Here is an 18,435-nt window from a genome sequence, read left to right on the forward strand (position 1 = left end):
TCGGGGAGGGAAATCAATTGTGAAAATGTATTTGGTGAACAGGCTTTTCTCGCTCATTCCGGTATTGTTCATCGTCTCGGTCGTCATTTTCTCCATTGTCCATATCACGCCAGGCGATCCGGCGGCCGTGCTGCTCGGGGATGAAGCCACGGAGGAGCAAATTCAGGCGCTGCGGGCGGAAATGGGCCTGGATCAGCCCTTGATCAGTCAGTATTTCAACTGGGTCGGGAAGGCGCTGCAGGGGGATCTTGGAATCTCCTATTTTATGAAAATGCCGGTCACGAGCGCCATTATGAGCCATTTTACGCCGACGATTTCCGTTGCGGTTTTTGCCGGGCTCCTGTCCGTATTGTTTTCCCTCCCGCTGGGCATTCTCGCGGCCATTCACAGAGGGACCGCCACCGATCAGACCGTCATGGGCATATCGCTGCTCGGCATGTGCATGCCCAGCTTTCTGCTGGCTCTCTTCCTAGTCCTGCTGGTCGGGGTACAGCTGCAGTGGCTGCCGGTCGCCGGTTATCAGCCGCTGAGCGCCGGACTTTGGCAGCATCTGAAATATTTGATCCTGCCGTCCGTTGCCCTCGGGGCCATGCACACGGCGCTGATTGCCCGCATGTCGCGTTCCAGCCTGCTGGAGGTGCTGAACATGAACTACATCAAAACCGCCAGGTCGAAGGGGGTCAAAGAGCGATTGGTCATCTATCGGCACGCGCTCAAAAATGCGTTCCTGCCCATTTTAACGGTAATCGGGCAGACCTTCGGCGCCTTGATTGCGGGTGCGGTGGTGACGGAGACGATTTTTAACATTCCGGGGATCGGCCAGCTCATCATCAATTCCGTGGAACGAAGGGATTATTCGATTATCCAGGGCGTCGTATTATTTGTCACCTTTCTCTATGTGCTGATCAACCTGGCGGTGGATCTGTTGTATGGCGTGGTCGATCCGCGTGTGAGGCTGGGGAAAAAATAAAGGAGGGAGCCCATGAGCCTGGTCGGGAGCAGCACGGAGCTAGTCCGTGTGAAGCAAAATCTGAAGAAGCAAAAACGCAGGCTGCTGTGGCGGAGAGTCCTGGTCAACAAAGGCATCGTCATCGGCGGGCTGATGATGGCGGGTTTGACACTGCTCGCTTTAATCGGACCTCTGGTAACCCCACACGATCCGTTTGCGATGGTGGTGGAGGAGCGGCTGAAGCCCCCGAGCTCGCAGCATCTGCTGGGTACTGATAACTTTGGCCGCGATTTGCTGACGAGAATTGTGTACGGCGCGGGAGTGTCGCTGGGCATCGGCTTGACCGTTGCTTTCCTGGCCTGCCTGATCGGCATGATCTTCGGCCTGCTGGCGAGCTATTACAGAGCGCTGGACGAAATTCTGATGCGTATTTGTGACGGTCTTATGGCGATTCCCGGCGTGCTGCTGGCCATTGCCCTGATCGCCGCCCTCGGCCCCCTGCAGCAGAACGTCATCATCGCATTGACCATTGTGTTTATTCCGAATGTGGCCCGGGTCGTCCGTTCCGCCGCCATTGTCATCCGGGAGGAGACATACATTGAGGCCGTCAGGGCCCAAGGGGCCAGCCCCTGGAGAATCATCGTGCTGCATATTGCGCCAAATACGATCTCCCCACTGGTGGTGCAGGCTTCCTTTATCTTTGCGGACGCGATCATTACGGAGGCGGCTTTGAGCTTTCTGGGCGCAGGCATTCCGGCCCCGAATCCGAGCTGGGGCAACATTCTGGGAGACGGTAAAGTTGTCATCTTCAAAGCCTGGTGGATGACCGTGTTCCCCGGGGCGCTTATTATGCTTTCCGTGCTTGGGTTGAACCTGCTGGGGGACGGTTTGAGAGACCTGATTGATCCGCATCTGTCAAAGGGAAGAAAAAGCAGCCATTAAAGGAAGGAGGGCATCGCATGCAGGCGGACGTTTTACTTGAAGTGCGCGGCTTAAAAACACACTTTGCTACAGAACGGGGCCGGGTGACGGCTGTGGACGGCATTTCCTTTCATATTAATAAAGGAGAAATTTTGGGGGTTGTTGGTGAGTCGGGCTGCGGCAAAAGTGTGACCTCCCAATCCATTCTGCGCTTATTTGACGAAAAGCACCTCGTTAAGTACGAGGGTGAAATACGGTTTAATGGGGAGATGAACCTTTTAAAGCTGTCCAGGCCGCAAATGGAGGACATTCGCGGGAATGAGATCTCAATGATCTTTCAGGACCCGCTGAGCTCGCTCAACCCGGTGCTGACCATTGGCTTTCAGATTGCGGAATCGCTGATGCTGCATCAACATATGAACAAAAAACAAGCCTATGCCAAAGCGGTGGATATGCTCCGTTTAACAGGCATACCGGCGCCGGAAAGGCGGATTCACGAATATCCCCATCAGTTGTCGGGCGGGATGCGGCAGCGGGTGATGATTGCCATGACTCTGGCCTGTGAGCCCAAACTGCTGATCGCGGATGAGCCGACGACCGCGCTCGATGTCACCATCCAGGCGCAAATTCTCGATCTGATTTCCGAGCTTAATCAGCAGCTTGGCATGGGCGTCATGTTCATTACCCATGATCTCGGGGTTGTGGCGGAGCTGTGTCATCGTGTGGTGGTCATGTATCTCGGACAAATCGTGGAGGAAGCCTCTGTGGAGGATTTGTTTGAAAAACCGCTGCACCCGTACACCAAAGGGCTTATCCGTTCCATTCCGCAGATGGACGGAGACCGGACGGCAAAACTTCATGTCATTGAAGGCATGGTTCCATCGCTGGAGAATGTGCCCCAGGGGTGCCGGTTCGCTGCGCGCTGTCCCTATGCGGACAGCCAGTGCAGAGAGCAGGAGCCGGAATTGTTCAGCCAAGCGGACAAGCGGAAGGTCAGATGCTGGCATGTTGAACGGATTGGGCGGGAGGAGGAAGGAGTCTATGCATAACACGGCGGAGGCTGAAACCAAGGTGCTGCTGGACGTCCGGGATTTGAAAAAATATTTTCCGGTGCGCGGGCCGCTGGGACGACTGGGAGGAGCAAAGGGGCAGGTGAAAGCGGTCGATAACGTATCCTTTCAGCTGTATGAAGGTGAAACCTACGGCCTGGTCGGCGAATCCGGCTGCGGCAAAAGCACGACCGGCCGTTCCATCATGCGCCTGACCGAGCCGACGTCCGGTACCGCGATGTACAGGGATCAGGATATTTTCAAGCAATCGGGCCAGACGCTCCGCAAAACGAGGAAGGAAATCCAAATGGTGTTTCAGGACCCTTACTCTTCCCTGAATCCCCGCAAACGGATCGGCAGCACGCTGGAGGAACCGTTGTTGATACACTCGATCGGGGATAAAAAGGAACATGCCGACAGAGTCATGGACATCATGCAAAAGGTCGGTCTGCAGGTGGATCATTATTACCGGTACCCGCATGAGTTTTCAGGCGGGCAGAGGCAGCGGATCGGGCTGGCCCGGGCGCTGATCGCCAATCCGCAGCTGGTCGTCTGTGACGAGCCGGTGTCCGCGCTGGACGTATCGATCCAGTCGCAGATTATCAATCTGCTGGAGGACATGCAGGAGCAGTTTCAGCTGACCTATCTGTTTATCGCCCATGATATGAGCGTTGTCCGGCATATTTCCGACCGGATTGGCGTGATGTACCTGGGACAGATGATGGAGGAAGCGCCGACGGACCGGTTATTTGCTTCTCCGCTGCACCCGTATACCCAGGCGCTGCTCTCGGCGGTGCCGCTGCCGAATCCGAAGGTGAAGAAAGAGCGCATTCGCCTGCAAGGCGAGCTTCCTTCCCCGCTTAACCCGCCTTCCGGCTGCATTTTTCATACCCGTTGTCCTTATGCGATGGACCGCTGCAAGCAGGAGGCTCCCATGAAAAAGCAAATGGAGGACCGGCATTTTGTTTCCTGCCACTTATACGATTGAGGTATGATGGAAGCAACAAGGTGAGAGGGGGAGCGGTCATATGAATGAAGAGGAAGTTTTGCTGCAGTACCTAACTGTAAAAAGCGCTTATTCCTGCAGTGCCATTCCCGGAACAGGGAAGTGGACGTTTCTGTCCAAAATGGGCGGAATCCCCGAGGCTTGGACTCTGGATGAAGAGCAAAATCCCGTCTTATTTGCGCGGGCGGAGGACAGGATTTTAAGCCTTATGCACGCTCCTGATGAAAAACGGGCGGTCGTGGGCGTCGACTGCAAAGGCAACGAAAAGCAGCAGTTGTTTCTCGCGGAGGAGGGGAAGCTTGAGCCCTTGGTGCAGTCTGCCGAGCATTTTCACTATCCGGGCGGCTGGTCGCCGGACGGGCAGCTTTTCTCCTACAGCAGCAACCGCAGGCATCCGGGCTATTTTGATATTTTTGTAATCAGCATCGCGACCCGGGAAGTCAGAACCGTATTTACCCATGATGGCAACTGCGTTCCGCTTGGCTGGGCGGATCATGACAGTCTGCTTGTCCGCATCCGGGAAACGAACCTGGACAGCACGATTTATCACATCAACATCAGAACAGGCAAGCAGGTGCGGATCGGCCCGGCAGGTACGCTGGCCAAATATGAAGCGGTACGGATGGCGGACAGCGGGAAAAAGGGGTATGCCCTGACAGATCTGGGGGAAGAGACACTTTACATATGTGAATTTTCCACGGATTCCCCCGAAGGGCTGACCAAGCTGCTTCATTTCCCCAGATGGGATATTGAAGAGATTGCACTTTCACCGCAGGAGGACATGCTGGCTTTTACGGTGAATGAAGGTGGAATTTCCAGGCTGGGCTTTTATCACATCGCCACGACAGAGCATGAGATGACCGAAGCGGTTCCTGAAGGCGTCATAGACTCCCTGTCCTGGCTCAGTGGCGAAGCCCTGCTGTTCAGCCTGAAATCTCCGGTCATGCCCGGGGACATCTGGGAATACAGCCGGTCATCCCGGGCGGCCCGCCGTTTAACCTTCATTAGCCGCGCGGGCAGCATCAGCGGCCGCTGGGCCGAGCCGGAAATTTGCACCTATCGTTCCTTTGACGGACTGGAGGTCCCGTATTTTTTCTATAATCAAACGGCAGAGCAGGGGAAACCTGCGGTCATTTATGTGCATGGCGGGCCGGAGGGCCAGACGAAGGCGGAATATCATCCGGTCATGCAGTACTTGGTGCGTCAGGGTTTTGCGGTGGCGGCCCCGAATGTACGCGGAAGCAGCGGCTACGGCAGAACCTATATCCAGCTGGACGATGCCAGGAAGCGGATGGATTCCGTCCGGGATCTGGCCTGGCTGGTCAAGGACCTGACCGAAAACCGCGGCGTCGATCCGGGTAAAATCGGCATCATGGGCAGAAGCTACGGCGGCTTTATGGTGCTGGCGGCGGTGACGCACTATCCGGATTTATGGGCGGCAGGTGTGGATATCGTGGGCATCTCCAATCTGAAGACGATGCTTACGAATACGGGCGAGTGGCGGCGGCGGTTGCGGGAATGCGAATACGGCAGTCTGGCGGAGCACAGCGATTTTTTCGACGAAATTGCGCCGCTGCATCACTCGGACAAAATCAAGGCGCCGCTGCTTGTCTTTCATGGACGCAATGATACCCGCGTTCCGGTCAGTGAAGCGGAGCAGCTGGTAGGAGATATGCAGGCACGGCAGCAGGAAGTGGAACTTATTGTGTTTGAAGATGAAGGACATCAGACGGAAAAGCTGGAAAATCATATTACCATGCACCGGAAAACGGTGGAGTTTTTCAGAAAACATCTGATCTAAAAAATCTTCGGTCTAGAATTTTTCGTTTAGAAACATTCGGTTTAGAAGTTATTTCAGGCGAAGGAGAGACGGGCGATGAGCGAGCAATTGGAGATAAACGCGGAGAAATATGAGATTTCATATCACGTTAAAGAGGTGTACGAGCGACTGCTGGCCGACTCCGGCGTGCAGACGGGGCTAGTCTTTTTGGAAGCGGACAATGACCGCACGGCGGAGGAGCAAATTGAACTGACGGAGATCGAAGCGCCGACCTTTGAGGAAACGGAAAAAGGGGAGCTTTATAAAAAGAAGCTGGAGGAGCTTGGCATCCAGGATATTCAGACTGATGAGGTCGGCAACGTGTTCGGCATCCGCTCCGGAAGCGGAGGCGGGCCTGCACTCGTCGTATGCGCGCATCTGGATACGGTGTTTCCGCGCGGTACGAACGTCATTGCCAGAAGAAAAGACGGGAAAATATATGCTCCCGGCATTTCCGATGACGGCAGAGGTCTGGCCGTTGTCCTCACCCTGGTCAGAGCATTGAATCACGCCGGGATCAAGACCAAAGGTGATCTGATCATCGGGGCGACGGTCGGGGAAGAAGGTCTGGGAGATCTGCGCGGCGTCAAGGCGCTGTTTGAAGGACGGAATGATCTGGACGGTTTCATCTCCATCGAGCCGGGCGAACCGGACCGGATTACGTATTTAGGGGTAGGCAGCAAGCGCTACAAGGTGACCTTCAGGGGGCCGGGTGGTCACAGCTTCGGCGACTTTGGAACACCCAGCCCGATTCATGCGCTTGGCCGTGCCATCGCGGAGCTGGCTGATCTGCAGACCCCTACTGATCCCAAGACAACCTTCAATGCGGGGCTTATTCAGGGCGGAACCTCGGTCAATACGATTGCGGAGACAGGAGAAATGGTGCTGGATATGCGTTCGACTTCGCAGGAGCAGCTGCTGAAGCTGGAAGCAGAGGTATTGGCACTGCTTGAAAGGGCGGCGGAGCAGGAAAATCGGCGCTGGAACCGGGAAGGGGCCATTACGGTGGAGGCCAAGCTGGTCGGGGACCGTCCGGCAGGCTCGCAGGACCCGCACGCGCTGATCGTGCAGGCTTCGGCGGCCGCAACGGCCGCCATCGGATTTGAGCCTGTACTGGGCGAGGCCAGCAGTACGGACTCCAACATTCCGATTTATTTGGGCATCCCGGCGGTCACCCTGGGCGGCGGCGGTGACTATGGCGGGGTACATACTCTTGACGAATATTTTGACCCGCAGGATTCCTACCTTGGCGCGCAGAAGGTATTTCTGACCGTGCTTGGACTGGCGGGGTTTGAGGGCGTATCCGACCCACTGCTGGCGAAAAGGTAACGGCTATGGAAAAAGTCTATCAATTTATTGAAGAACATAAAGAGATGTATCTGGAATGGCTGATCGAATTATGCAGGCAGCCAAGCGTAGCCGCGCAAAACAGAGGCATTGAGGAGACCGTTGCCTTGGTGGAATCCCATTTAAAGAAATTGACGGACAAGGTAGAAAGGATTCCGACCTCGGGTAATCCGATTTTGTACGGGGAGATTCATACCGGCAAGACGAAGACCTTATCCTTTTATAACCATTACGATGTGCAGCCTGAGGACCCGATTGAGTTGTGGGACAGTCCCCCGTTTTCACCGGAAATCAGGGACGGTCGGCTGTACGCCCGTGGGACGGCGGACAACAAAGGGACGCTGATGTCCAGAATTTGCGCGGTTCATGCGTATCAGAGCGTATACGGCGAGCTGCCGGTCAATCTGAAATTCATTATCGAAGGGGAAGAGGAAATCGGCAGTCCGCATCTGGAGGAGTTTACCGCGCAGCACCCGGACAAGCTGTGGGCGGATGCGAACATCTGGGAAAACGGATTTAAGAGCATCGATGGACGGCCGCAGATCACGCTTGGCTGCAAAGGAATGCTGTATGTGGAGCTGCATGCGCATGGGGCAAATATGGATCTGCATTCGGCGAAGGCGGCGATTGTCGAGAATCCGGCATGGCGGCTCGTATGGGTGCTTGCCACGCTTAAAAATGAGCGGGAGGAAATCCTGATCGACGGCTTTTATGACCGTGTGCTCCCCTTGACGGAGGAAGAACGCAGGCTGACCGAAGAAATGGACTATCAGGAGGCGAAGGAGCTGGAGCAGCTCGGGCTGAAGCAGTACGTGAACGGGCTGTCCGGTTTTGCGCTGAAGGAGAAGCTGATCTTTCAGCCGACCTGTACCATCTGCGGAATAGAAGCCGGTTATACGGGGAAAGGGTCGAAAACGGTTCTTCCTTCCTCGGCAAAGGTGAAGCTGGATTTCCGTCTCGTGTCCGAGCAGGACCCTGCGGAGATTTTAACGCTGTTGCGCCGGCATTTGGACAAGCAAGGCTTTGCGGATATTGAAATTGTTCCATTAAAGGGGCAGCATGCGGCGGTGACGCGGATTGACGATCCGCTGGTGCAGAAGGTGGTTGGCAGCGCCAATACATTTTTCGAACAAAAACCGCAGGTAATCCGCTCTCAGGCTGGGACGGGCCCGATGTATAACCTGTGCCAGAAATTCGGAATCCCGTCGCTGGGCTTCGGTGTAGGTCATGCCGCCTCGCATAATCATGCGCCGAATGAAAGTATCTATGTGGAAGATTACGTCGAAGGCATCAAATTCGCCGCATTGGTGCTGCATGAATTTCCAAAGTGAAATAGTGTATATATTGAAAAAAACGACCGCGTTCCCGTTTATGGGGACGCGGTCGTTGTATTATTAGGCGAAATTTCGTCTCACGCGGAAAGCTCCCTGGGCTGTCTGGAAATGAGGAACAGCGTAACCCAGATCAGCATAAAGCCGATAAGCTGCGGCAGGGTGACCAGCTCATGAAAAGCGATCCAGTTAATGAGCACGCCAATCATCGGGAAGCTGAGCTCGGCCAGCGTAGCATAGGACGCTTTGGTTGAGCTGAGTCCCTTGTAGTACAGTGCCATGCTGAGCAATCCGGGAAGCAGCGCCTGCAGCACCAGATTCAGGATCACTCCGCCCGCGGCCCATGTGCCTGAAGGGAGCTGCCAGGGGGCATGCTCCATAGAGGTCATCACGAGCAGCAAAGGCAGGGCCAGCATGAAGCGCAGAGACGTTACCGTCTCATATTTCATGGTGCCGAGCAAATATCTGCCCATGACGGTGGAACCGCCCCATAAAGCGGCAGCGCCCAGAGAGAGCAGGCTGCCGACTTGAATAAAATCGTTGACATGGCTGAAAGGCATCGACCAGCCGAAGGTCAGCATATAGGTGCCGGCCAGCGCCACCAGCAGCAAAATGCTGAAGTAGCGGGGCAGCAGCTCTTTTAAAATGATTCTGGCCATGATGATGGCACAAAGGGGCTGCATCTTCTGCAGCAGCAGCACCGCATTCGGGCTGCCGTCGGACAGGGCCATCGTGAACAGCACGGTGGCGAGTGCCGATCCGCCCCAGGAGATGAACAGCAGGGCTATGGCATGGCGCAGCCGGACCCGCTTCAGCTCCGCGCGGTGCCGCCACAGCACCGGCGCGGCGCAGATAAACAGAATGATGTGCTCCAGCAGCACGATCTGCGTGGAGGTCAGATAATCCAGCAGCAGGATGCGGAACAGGGGATCAACACCCCATAAGGCCGCACCGATGACGACCAGCCAGAAGCCGCTTTTGACAGGAGCTTGCCGTAGAATAGCTCCGGATGAAGCTGTTGTTTCACTCATGATTGTTAGCTCCTTTGTGGATGAAGGACCCATAGAGGCAAAAGCCCCCGTTCACGTGTCGTTAACACGGACGGGGGCTGATGATCAAATAAACCTGAACGTATGCAGTGGCCATGGGAATTTGAATGCGCCAAAAAGAGCAAACTGTTCCCCCGGAACCCGCTGAACGTGGTTTATTGTGCGATCTTCTTCCATCCGGACTGTACCGTCGGCTTTGGCATCTCACCAAATCAGTCCGCTGTCTGCATGACAGGCAGCGGAGTCGCGGGCTCGGCTCCAGGAGCCATACCGCCGGTCGGGAATTTCACCCTACCCCGAAGATCCTTATTCCGTTTTTTTAGATAGTATCTATTCTACAGTTGCAAGTCATGCTCCGTCCAGTGAAATTTTCATGAAGGAGGCAGCGGGATTTCATGGTTTTTCAGATTTTATAAAAATATGGCCTATATTACCAGCCCAGGATATAATGTGATGGAAATGACGGGCAAGTAGGAAGTGGAGGAATAGAAGGGGGAGATCGGGCTGTTTTTGAAAGCTGTTGTACATATCATTTTGACATTGGTTGCTTTGACATTCGTGTTATTGCTCGGTTTTATTGCCTTGCTTTTCATTTCATTTACGGTGGACGGGCAGAGATTTTATATTCCATTGTTTTTTGCCGTTTTAGGAATCGTTATTATTGCCATCATTTTGTTCAATTTTGTCTCTGTCAGACTCCACAGATGGTACCGGATGGGCATTGTCATCAGCCTTGGCTGCTGTGTGCTGGCCGCTGCGGGGTATGAAGCGAACCACGCTTATGTCAACAGTCTTAAAATCGCCAGTGAGCAGGATGTAAATCTGGAAATGTACGAGCCCTTCGCAGATGAAACTAAAACGGTGGGCCTGTCCAAACCATCCTCCTTCAGGATAACCGGTGAGGGCGCGCTGCCCCGCCTGGACGGAGCAACCGCACTCTATCCGGTATATTCGGCTTTTGTGCAGGCTGTGTATCCGGAGAAAAACTATCCGGTACACGACAGCGAGGTCATGTCCAGCGGAACGGCCACTGCATATAAACTGCTAATAACCAGGGAGACGGATTTGATCTTTGCAGCGGCTCCGTCCGAAGGGATATTGCAGCTGGCAGGTGAGCATTCCTTGGATTTGAAGCTTACTCCCATCGGCCGGGAAGGCTTCGTGTTTTTTGTAAATACGGCTAATCCTGTGACAGGTTTGACGAGTGAGCAACTGAAGGATATTTATAGTGGTAAAATTACGAACTGGAAGGAGGTCGGGGGCCGCGATGAGGAGATCCGGGCGTTCCAGCGGCCGGAAGATAGCGGAAGCCAGACCATGCTGCGCAAATGGATGGGAGAACGCGAGCCGTTTGAACCCGTGACAGAGGATGTAGCGGCAGGAATGGGCGGAATTATGCAGCAAACGGCGGATTACCATAATTACAGGAATGCCATCGGGTTTTCCTTCAATTACTTTGCGACCCGCATGAATGCTGATGAAGGCATCCGTTTGCTGGCCGTTGACGGCATAATGCCCAATGCAGATACAATCAGCCGCGGCAGCTATCCGATTACGGCACCGTTCTATGCGGTTACGGTGGAGCCCAAGTACGGGAAAGGCAAGACCGGCAAGAAAAAAGAGGACGAATCTACTGCCAAGCTTATTCGGTGGATTCTCTCCCCGGAAGGGCAGGAACTAGTTGAACAAACGGGTTACGCCCCGGTCAACCGCTAAGTTTTTAGAGATGAACCGGCCGGCAGTAATTAAAGGCTGCTTGTCAGGCTAGTCAGCATAAATCGAACAAGTCCCTCATAGACATGTACTAATTCGAATTAAAACATGCTGAAGGGGTTGATGATATGCGCCGGAGTTCATGGATACTTGCCATGATCATGTGCGTGACCGTGCTGCTGGCTGGCTGCGGCAAGAAGAGTGCGGACGATGTGGTTAAAGATTTGAGTGATGTGGTAAGCGGGATGGACAGCTATCACGGTACGGCGCTGATGACCCTGCATACCGGCCAGACGCCGCAGGAATATCTGGTGGATATATCCTACCGCAAACCCTCATATTATCGTATAGCCATGACCAATGAGAAGAAGGATATTACCCAAATTGTGCTGCGGAATGATGAAGGGGTATTTGTCCTTACACCGAGCCTGAACAAAAGCTTCCGCTTCAAAAGCGACTGGCCGGATAACCAGGGACAGGTATATCTGTACGAAACACTGGTGCGCAGCATAATAGGCGATGAGACCCGTCAGCTGGCTGACGATGACAAAGCCTACGTCTTCGATGTTGCTGCCAATTACAACAGCCATGCGCTTGTCCGCCAAAAAATCTGGCTTGCCAAGGACAATTATGCTCCGCAGCAAGTGCAGGTGTCGGACGCCAATGCCAAAGTCGTGGTCGATTTGAAATTCAGCGATTTCAAATTCGGCACGGAATTTGACAAGGACGCTTTTGATATGGAGCGCAACATGGCGGCAGGCAGCACGGCTGTTCCACCATCCGGTTCAGGGGATGCGAAGGACGGGCAGCCACAGGCTGAGACCGGGGGCGTCAAGTCATCGGAGAACCAGGATCAAACAGGAACCTCTGATGAAACAGGAAACACGGATCAGGCAGGAACGGACTCAAGCGGATCAGCCGCGGGTGAGGCTAACGGAACAGAGGAGCAACCTGCGGCGGATGGTACCCAGGCTGGTGACGCAGATGCCGGTGCCGGGGAACCGAACGCAGGAGCTGACGGCCAATCAGGTCAGGGAAGCGAGGACCCGGCCATGAGTGAATTCGGAATTATCGAGCCGACCTATATGCCGGAAGGCGTGCAGATGAGGGATATGCCGGAAGTTGCGGACAGCGAGACCCATGCGGTGATGCTGCGTTATTCCGGGCAGTACAATTATACGATTGTGGAGAGCCGGCCGCTGGATCGGGCTGTATCCCTTGCCGCAGGCGATCCGATCGATATGGGCTTTGGTGTGGTAGGTGTATTGACAGGGGATCAGCAGCAAACCTTGACCTGGATGATGGACGGTGTGGAGTTCAGAATTACGAGCGCCGACCTGCCTGTTCAGGAAATGATTCAAATCGCCGCGTCTATGCAGGATCAATCGGGTAAATAAATCCTTGTAGGCGGATAGTGACGGTTGGTGGAGTTATTCGCTCTGCCGCTGCCGCTGTCCGTCTTTTTCTTCATCCGCTGTTTTCCTGTACTTGGAGCTCTCCGGCCCTGCTTCATTGACAGCCGCAGCATGGAACATTACCATGATACTATTCAGCTTACATCGCCCAGCGCGATCCGGCTCGGACCCAAGACATTGAAGAAGGTGACCTACAGTGCAAGTACAATACAGACCGACCCGTGCGGAAATCAATCTCGATCATTTGCGTTCCAATTATGTGGGCTTTCGCCATGCGCTGCCGCAGCAGATGAAGCTGCTGGTGTGCGTCAAGGCCAATGCCTACGGTCATGGAGCGGTAGACGTGTCGAGAGAGCTGGAGCAGCTCGGGGTTGATTATCTCAGCGTGGCATTTCTGGACGAAGCCCTTGAACTTCGCAGGGCAGGAATTACTTTGCCTATCCTGGTTCTGGGTTATACGTCACCGGAGGCCGTGCATACGGCATGGGAGAACGATCTCACTTTGACGCTGTTCACGACAGAGGTGCTGGAGGCCATTCAGGCGCTTGACCGTAAAGGCAGCCCGCGCAGGCTGAAGGTGCATATTAAAATTGACAGCGGCATGGGACGTCTCGGTTTGCTGCCGGATGAAGGCGCACTTGCCTTTATCGAGAAGGTCTGGAATACAGAAGAGGCCGAACTGGAAGGAATGTACACTCATTTTGCCCGGGCGGATGAAGAAAATAAAAGCTATACACTGGAACAATACCGGAGATTTCAGAGTGTGGCGTCGGTGCTGAAAGGGAAAGGCTATTCTATTCCCCTCATACATACGGGAAACAGTGCAACGGCTTTGGACATGCCGGGGCTGTCGTTCGACATGATCCGGCTCGGCATCGCCATGTACGGCTTATATCCTTCCTATGAGGTGAACCGTCAGGCTGTTGAACTGCTCCCGGTTTTGACACTGAAAACGGAGCTGTCCTACGTCAAAACACTTCCCCCCGGTTGGGGCATCAGCTATGGGACCAAATATACAACAGCTTCCCATGAGCTCATCGGCACGCTTCCGGTCGGTTATGCCGACGGATATTCGCGGATGCTGACCGGTAAAGCGGAAGTACTGATACGCGGCCGTCGCGTTCCGGTATTGGGCACCATTTGTATGGACCAGTGTATGGTATCTCTGCAATCCTTCGCCGATGAGGCGGAGAAAATTCATACCGGCGAGGAGGTTGTTCTCATCGGCCAGCAGTCCGGCGCGAGCATTTCCGCGGATGAACTGGCTTCCTGGCTAGATACCATCAACTATGAGGTGGTCTGCATGATCGCGAACAGGGTTCCACGGCTGTATATGCGCGAAGGCCGATTGGTTACCCGCAGAAACCCGTTATTGTAGCAATTTGTGCCAATGGATAACGAATTACCGGTTTTTTCTTCAATTAGAAGCAAAAAGTGAGGAAATGACAAGAGAAACGATATGAACAGGCAGGAGTTTGCGCAGAGCGTCTCGAAATATGTTATTTAAGAGGCGAAGAAAACACTATGCTGGCGCATAAACGGGAGCATGATGGCGGCAGCGGGGTGTTTTTTGGCAGGAAACGCCCTGTACGCAAATGCCCAGGTTAGTTTATAATGGGATGCAGCATAGTTGATATACTGGCAACATATATATCTCTTGTATAAATTACCGGGAATAACGTTATAATGGTACAATGGCGACAAGGTTTTGGGGGTGGAAGGAAAGTTGGCTAACTTGCAGAACACCAAAAGGATTATGATCAGTTTGCCTGATCATCTTCTTCAGGAAGTGGACGGGATCGTAGCTATGGAGAATTCCAACCGCAGTGAATTTATAAGGCAGGCCATGAAGCTGTATTTGAGCGAACGGAAGAAACGGTATATCCGTGAAGCGATGCAGCGGGGATACATGGAGATGGCTAAGATCAATTTAACCATGGCATCCGAGGCTTTTCACGCGGAGGAAGATGCAGACAGCACTCTGGGCCGCACAGTTAGCGGGGTGTAATCGATATTGATCGTTAAGCGCGGCGATGTTTTTTTTGCAGATCTTTCACCCGTTGTCGGTTCCGAGCAGGGAGGAGTACGGCCGGTACTGATCATCCAGAATGATATTGGCAACCGCTTCAGTCCTACTGTAATCGTAGCGGCGATTACTGCCCAAATCCAGAAGGCAAAACTGCCGACGCATGTGGAAATAGATGCGGCGACGCATGGCTTTGACCGCGACTCTGTCGTCCTCCTGGAACAAATACGGACGATTGACAAACAAAGGTTGACTGACAAGATCACCCATTTGGATGAGGAAACCATGCGTAAAGTAAGCGATGCCCTTCAGATCAGTTTGGGACTGATTGATTTTTAGCATCGGATGGATGAAGAATATCAAGGGCCGTACTGGCAAGTACGGTTCTTTTTTTGTCACAAACAGTTGCAGCCGCCCCAATCGGGTTAGTATGATGGATAAGCTCCGTTGTATGGGGCTGGAAGGAGTTTTAGTAACATGTCTAATGTAGTTGATGAGGCGCAGCAGAAGCGCCAGGAACGCATTATTAAACAGGTGGCGGAGGAACTGTCGCTGTCCCTGAAGCAGGTGCGTACGACGACCGGCCTGCTGGATGAAGGAAATACGATCCCTTTTATTGCCCGTTACCGCAAAGAAATGACGGGAGAGCTTGACGAGAACCAGCTACGTCAAATCGAAGAGCGGGTGCAGTACCTGCGCAATCTGGAGGACCGCAAGCTGGAGGTCATCCGGATTATTGAGGAGCAGGGCAAGCTGACGGAGGAACTGCAGGGCGCTATCGAAAATGCGGTCAAGCTGCAGGAAGTGGAAGATCTGTATCGTCCTTACCGCCAGAAGCGCAAGACACGGGCCAGTGTCGCCAAGGAAAAAGGGCTGGAGCCACTGTCGGTATGGATCTGGAATCAGCCGAAGAAGGGCGATGTAATGCAGGAAGCAGAGCGTTATGTTGACCCGGAAAAGGGTGTGGATACAGCTGATGCGGCAGTGCAGGGAGCATTGGATATTTTGGCTGAAAATATTGCCGATGATGCAAACATCCGCAAATGGGTGCGCCGCTATACGCTGGATCACGGCATGCTGACCTCGGAGGCCAAGGATGCGGAAGCGGAATCCGTCTACGAGAACTACTACAGCTATCGCGAGCTGGCGAAGAAAATGCCGCCGCACCGGATTTTGGCCATCAACCGTGGGGAGCGCGAGGGCTTTCTGAAGGTAGGTCTGGAAATTGCGCCGGAATCGGTTCACCGTTATATTTCAAGCCAGATCCAGAAAAGCCCGTCTGTTGTTGATCATTTGATGACGGCCGTCATTGAAGATGCATATAAAAGGCTGATTGCTCCGTCCATTGAACGTGAAGTCAGAGCGGAAATGACGGAAAAAGGGGAGAACCAGGCCATTTCCATTTTCTCCGGCAATCTGCGCAGCCTGCTGCTGCAGGCCCCGATCAAGGGACAGCGGGTTCTCGGTGTGGACCCTGCTTACCGTACCGGCTGCAAGCTGGCCGCGGTTGACGATACCGGCAAGCTGCTTGAGGTGGCCGTTACGTATCCGACTCCACCCAATAACAAGAAGAAGGAAGCCGCCGAGAAGTTCAAGGAACTGATTGACAAGTACGATGTTGAGCTGATTGTGATCGGCAACGGCACCGCTTCCCGGGAAACGGAGCAATTCGTCGCCGATTTGATCGCCGAGCTAAGGAACGACAAGCTTTCTTACCTGATCGTAAATGAAGCGGGTGCCAGCGTGTATTCGGCGTCGAAGCTGGCGCAGGACGAGTTCCCGGATCTGGATGTGGCGGAACGGAGTGCGGCTTCCATTGCCCGCCGTGTGCAGGACCCATTGGCCGAGCTTGTCAAAATCGAACCAAAAGCGATCGGGGTCGGTCAATACCAGCATGACGTTTCCCAAAAGCATCTGGAAGAAAGCCTGAAGGCTGTCGTTGAATCAGCTGTTAACCATGTCGGGGTTGATGTGAATACGGCTTCGCCATCACTGCTGTCCTATGTGGCAGGTATCAACGCGACTATTGCCAAAAATATCGTAAAATTCCGCGAGGAGAACGGAAAGTTCGCCAACCGCCGCCAATTACAGAAGGTGCCCCGCCTTGGAGCCAAAACCTATGAGCAGTGTGTCGGCTTCATGCGCATTACGGGCGGGGACAATCCGCTTGACCGTACCCCGATTCACCCTGAATCCTACGAAGTGGTGAACCGCCTGATCCAGGAGCTGAATATCGATAAGCAGGAGCTCGGCTCCAAGCGTGTTGCTGACCTGCTGGCTGCACAGGAACCGGAGCGGCTGGCGGAGAAGTTGGGTGTCGGTGTGCCTACGATGCGCGACATTCTGGACAGCCTGCAGCGTCCGGGCAGAGATCCGCGGGATGAACTGCCGCTGCCGGTATTCCGCAAGGATGTATTGAAGATCGAAGACCTGACTCCAGGCATGAAGATGCAGGGAACGGTGCGGAATGTGATTGATTTCGGCGCATTCGTCGATATCGGCATCAAGAGCGACGGCCTTGTGCATATTTCACAGCTGAAGCACGGATTTGTGAAGCATCCGATGGATGTCGTATCCGTGGGTGATAACGTTACGGTCTGGGTGCTGAACGTAGACTTGAAAAAAGGCAGAGTCGGTCTTACCATGAAAGAGCCGGCCGAAGAACAGGCACATGCCTGATATCCTGAAATACAAATAAATCATATCGCCGGTGTGTCCATTAGGAACGCCGGCTTATTGTATTTTTGTGCCGTTCCGTGATTCCAGCGATTTACCGGGATTTTTAACGTAGAAGAACCAGCAGTCGTTCAACAAGCGAATCTGACTGCGGTCTCTTTTGTTGAAGGCACGCATTAACTGATTTCTGAGCCATTGAGGCAACGTAATCCCCTCCCACTCGATCGTATGTATGGTTAGCATATGGGCAACTGCCTTGATATGTTCCAGAAAGACATGCTTGACAGAACCGTGTGGGGAAGGGTTATGATTCAACATAGTAAAAGACAGAGAGGACATGACAAGGAAAGGAGTGGGCCGGAAGTTATGCAGCCCATGAGCAACGAAGAGCTTCAGAGCTGGGTAGAACGTATATCCATTGATTATTTCGGTATTCCTTTCCGTCATCGGGCCGTATTTAATTCCCGTTTGACCGCGACGGGAGGCAGGTATTTTCTGAAGAGCCACGATATCGAGATTAATCCTCATCAGCTTACTGCCTACGGACATGCCGAGGTGGAGAGCATTATCAAGCATGAGCTGTGCCATTATCACCTTCATTTAGGCGGCCGAGGGTATAAGCACCGGGATGAGGACTTCAAGCGGCTGCTTGCCAAGGTAGGAGGGAGCAGACACTGCCGCGCGCTGCCGGGAAGGGAGAAAGCAAAGAAATCACCTTTCCGCTACAAGCTGTTATGCCGTTCCTGCGGCCAGGAATACCTGCGTAAACGCAAAATGGATCCTTCACGTTACCGCTGCGGCAAATGCTCGGGCCAACTGCAGCTTCTCCGCCTTGACGCTATAACTCAATCATGATAAATTATACGATATAACAAAAATGAAAACGTTCCCTGATAGCTCAGTCGGTAGAGCACTCGACTGTTAATCGAGTTGTCACAGGTTCGAGTCCTGTTCGGGGAGCCAGCATGGAGAGATACCCAAGTGGCTCAAGGGGACCCTCTGCTAAGGGGTTAGACTGCGTAAGTGGTGCGAGGGTTCGAATCCCTCTCTCTCCGTTTAGAAATACATCTTCGCAAGGGCTTTGAACCCAATTGGGTTCGTCGAAGCATAAGCTTCGTTAGGATTGCATCGCAG

General features: G+C 53.7%; 16 protein-coding genes, 2 tRNA genes and 1 riboswitch. Of the genes, 16 read left to right on the forward strand and 2 right to left on the reverse strand.

Translation table 11 applies throughout. The annotated features are described in order from the left end of the window. The first annotated feature begins 19 nt into the window (after positions 1-19). From ACI1P2_RS01935 to ACI1P2_RS01965, 7 genes are all read left to right on the forward strand, one after another. Positions 20-970 carry an ABC transporter permease gene (locus ACI1P2_RS01935; protein ID WP_355316353.1) on the forward strand — a complete coding sequence of 317 codons (951 nt, stop codon included), beginning with the start codon at positions 20-22 and terminating at the stop codon, positions 968-970. Positions 971-982: 12 nt separating this feature from the next. Beyond that, positions 983-1,891: an ABC transporter permease gene (locus tag ACI1P2_RS01940; protein ID WP_355316355.1), complete on the forward strand. Its 909-nt coding sequence runs from the start codon at positions 983-985 to the stop codon at positions 1,889-1,891. Positions 1,892-1,908: 17 nt separating this feature from the next. Further along, complete coding sequence (locus ACI1P2_RS01945; protein WP_355316357.1) at positions 1,909-2,919, forward strand: ABC transporter ATP-binding protein; 1,011 nt, start codon at positions 1,909-1,911, stop codon at positions 2,917-2,919. Continuing rightward, positions 2,912-3,907: an ABC transporter ATP-binding protein gene (locus ACI1P2_RS01950; protein WP_355316358.1), complete on the forward strand. Its 996-nt coding sequence runs from the start codon at positions 2,912-2,914 to the stop codon at positions 3,905-3,907. Before ACI1P2_RS01945 ends, ACI1P2_RS01950 begins: the two co-directional genes overlap by 8 nt. Positions 3,908-3,947: 40 nt before the next feature. Next, complete coding sequence (locus ACI1P2_RS01955) at positions 3,948-5,726, forward strand: S9 family peptidase (RefSeq protein ID WP_355316360.1); 1,779 nt, start codon at positions 3,948-3,950, stop codon at positions 5,724-5,726. A 75-nt stretch (positions 5,727-5,801) separates the two neighbouring features. Continuing rightward, positions 5,802-7,073 carry a M20/M25/M40 family metallo-hydrolase gene (locus ACI1P2_RS01960; RefSeq protein WP_355316362.1) on the forward strand — a complete coding sequence of 424 codons (1,272 nt, stop codon included), beginning with the start codon at positions 5,802-5,804 and terminating at the stop codon, positions 7,071-7,073. Between the two features lie 5 nt (positions 7,074-7,078). Further along, positions 7,079-8,422 (forward strand): M20/M25/M40 family metallo-hydrolase, encoded by a 1,344-nt coding sequence (locus tag ACI1P2_RS01965; RefSeq protein ID WP_355316364.1) that lies wholly within the window; start codon positions 7,079-7,081, stop codon positions 8,420-8,422. Positions 8,423-8,502: 80 nt separating this feature from the next. On the opposite strand, the gene ACI1P2_RS01970 is transcribed toward ACI1P2_RS01965, so the two are convergent. Further along, entirely contained in the window at positions 8,503-9,453 is a 951-nt protein-coding gene (locus ACI1P2_RS01970) for a DMT family transporter (RefSeq protein ID WP_355316366.1), read from the reverse strand. A gap of 179 nt (positions 9,454-9,632) precedes the next feature. After that, positions 9,633-9,779, reverse strand: a riboswitch (FMN riboswitch). A gap of 202 nt (positions 9,780-9,981) precedes the next feature. Between ACI1P2_RS01970 and ACI1P2_RS01975 the strand changes: the two genes are divergently transcribed. The 6 genes from ACI1P2_RS01975 (at position 9,982) to ACI1P2_RS02000 (ending at position 17,304) form a co-directional block, all read left to right on the forward strand. Further along, the gene (locus tag ACI1P2_RS01975; RefSeq protein WP_355316367.1) at positions 9,982-11,187 is read left to right on the forward strand and encodes a PstS family phosphate ABC transporter substrate-binding protein; all 1,206 of its coding nucleotides are present in this window, start codon (positions 9,982-9,984) and stop codon (positions 11,185-11,187) included. A 125-nt stretch (positions 11,188-11,312) separates the two neighbouring features. Next, positions 11,313-12,581 (forward strand): DUF4367 domain-containing protein, encoded by a 1,269-nt coding sequence (locus ACI1P2_RS01980; protein ID WP_355316369.1) that lies wholly within the window; start codon positions 11,313-11,315, stop codon positions 12,579-12,581. 214 nt (positions 12,582-12,795) lie between these two features. Beyond that, complete coding sequence (alr, locus tag ACI1P2_RS01985) at positions 12,796-13,977, forward strand: alanine racemase (protein ID WP_355316371.1); 1,182 nt, start codon at positions 12,796-12,798, stop codon at positions 13,975-13,977. Positions 13,978-14,325: 348 nt separating this feature from the next. Continuing rightward, the gene (locus ACI1P2_RS01990; RefSeq protein WP_355316373.1) at positions 14,326-14,607 is read left to right on the forward strand and encodes a CopG family ribbon-helix-helix protein; all 282 of its coding nucleotides are present in this window, start codon (positions 14,326-14,328) and stop codon (positions 14,605-14,607) included. Between the two features lie 6 nt (positions 14,608-14,613). Next, on the forward strand, positions 14,614-14,964 hold the full coding sequence (locus tag ACI1P2_RS01995) for a type II toxin-antitoxin system PemK/MazF family toxin (RefSeq protein ID WP_305756516.1): 351 nt from the start codon (positions 14,614-14,616) through the stop codon (positions 14,962-14,964). A 138-nt stretch (positions 14,965-15,102) separates the two neighbouring features. After that, positions 15,103-17,304, forward strand: coding sequence for a Tex family protein (locus ACI1P2_RS02000; RefSeq protein ID WP_355316374.1), 2,202 nt, complete (start codon positions 15,103-15,105; stop codon positions 17,302-17,304). Positions 17,305-17,358: 54 nt separating this feature from the next. Here ACI1P2_RS02000 and cmpA read toward each other — a convergent pair whose 3' ends face one another. Further along, positions 17,359-17,505 carry a cortex morphogenetic protein CmpA gene (cmpA, locus tag ACI1P2_RS02005; RefSeq protein ID WP_355316879.1) on the reverse strand — a complete coding sequence of 49 codons (147 nt, stop codon included), beginning with the start codon at positions 17,503-17,505 and terminating at the stop codon, positions 17,359-17,361. Positions 17,506-17,676: 171 nt separating this feature from the next. Between cmpA and ACI1P2_RS02010 the strand changes: the two genes are divergently transcribed. The 3 genes from ACI1P2_RS02010 (at position 17,677) to ACI1P2_RS02020 (ending at position 18,356) form a co-directional block, all read left to right on the forward strand. Then, positions 17,677-18,156, forward strand: coding sequence for a SprT family protein (locus tag ACI1P2_RS02010; RefSeq protein ID WP_355316376.1), 480 nt, complete (start codon positions 17,677-17,679; stop codon positions 18,154-18,156). A 32-nt stretch (positions 18,157-18,188) separates the two neighbouring features. Next, positions 18,189-18,264, forward strand: a tRNA-Asn gene (locus tag ACI1P2_RS02015). A gap of 4 nt (positions 18,265-18,268) precedes the next feature. Further along, positions 18,269-18,356: transfer RNA gene (locus ACI1P2_RS02020), tRNA-Ser, on the forward strand. Positions 18,357-18,435: the final 79 nt, after the last annotated feature.

Origin of the sequence: Paenibacillus jiangxiensis (assembly GCF_046098255.1) — a bacterium.
Taxonomy (GTDB): domain Bacteria; phylum Bacillota; class Bacilli; order Paenibacillales; family Paenibacillaceae; genus Paenibacillus; species Paenibacillus jiagnxiensis.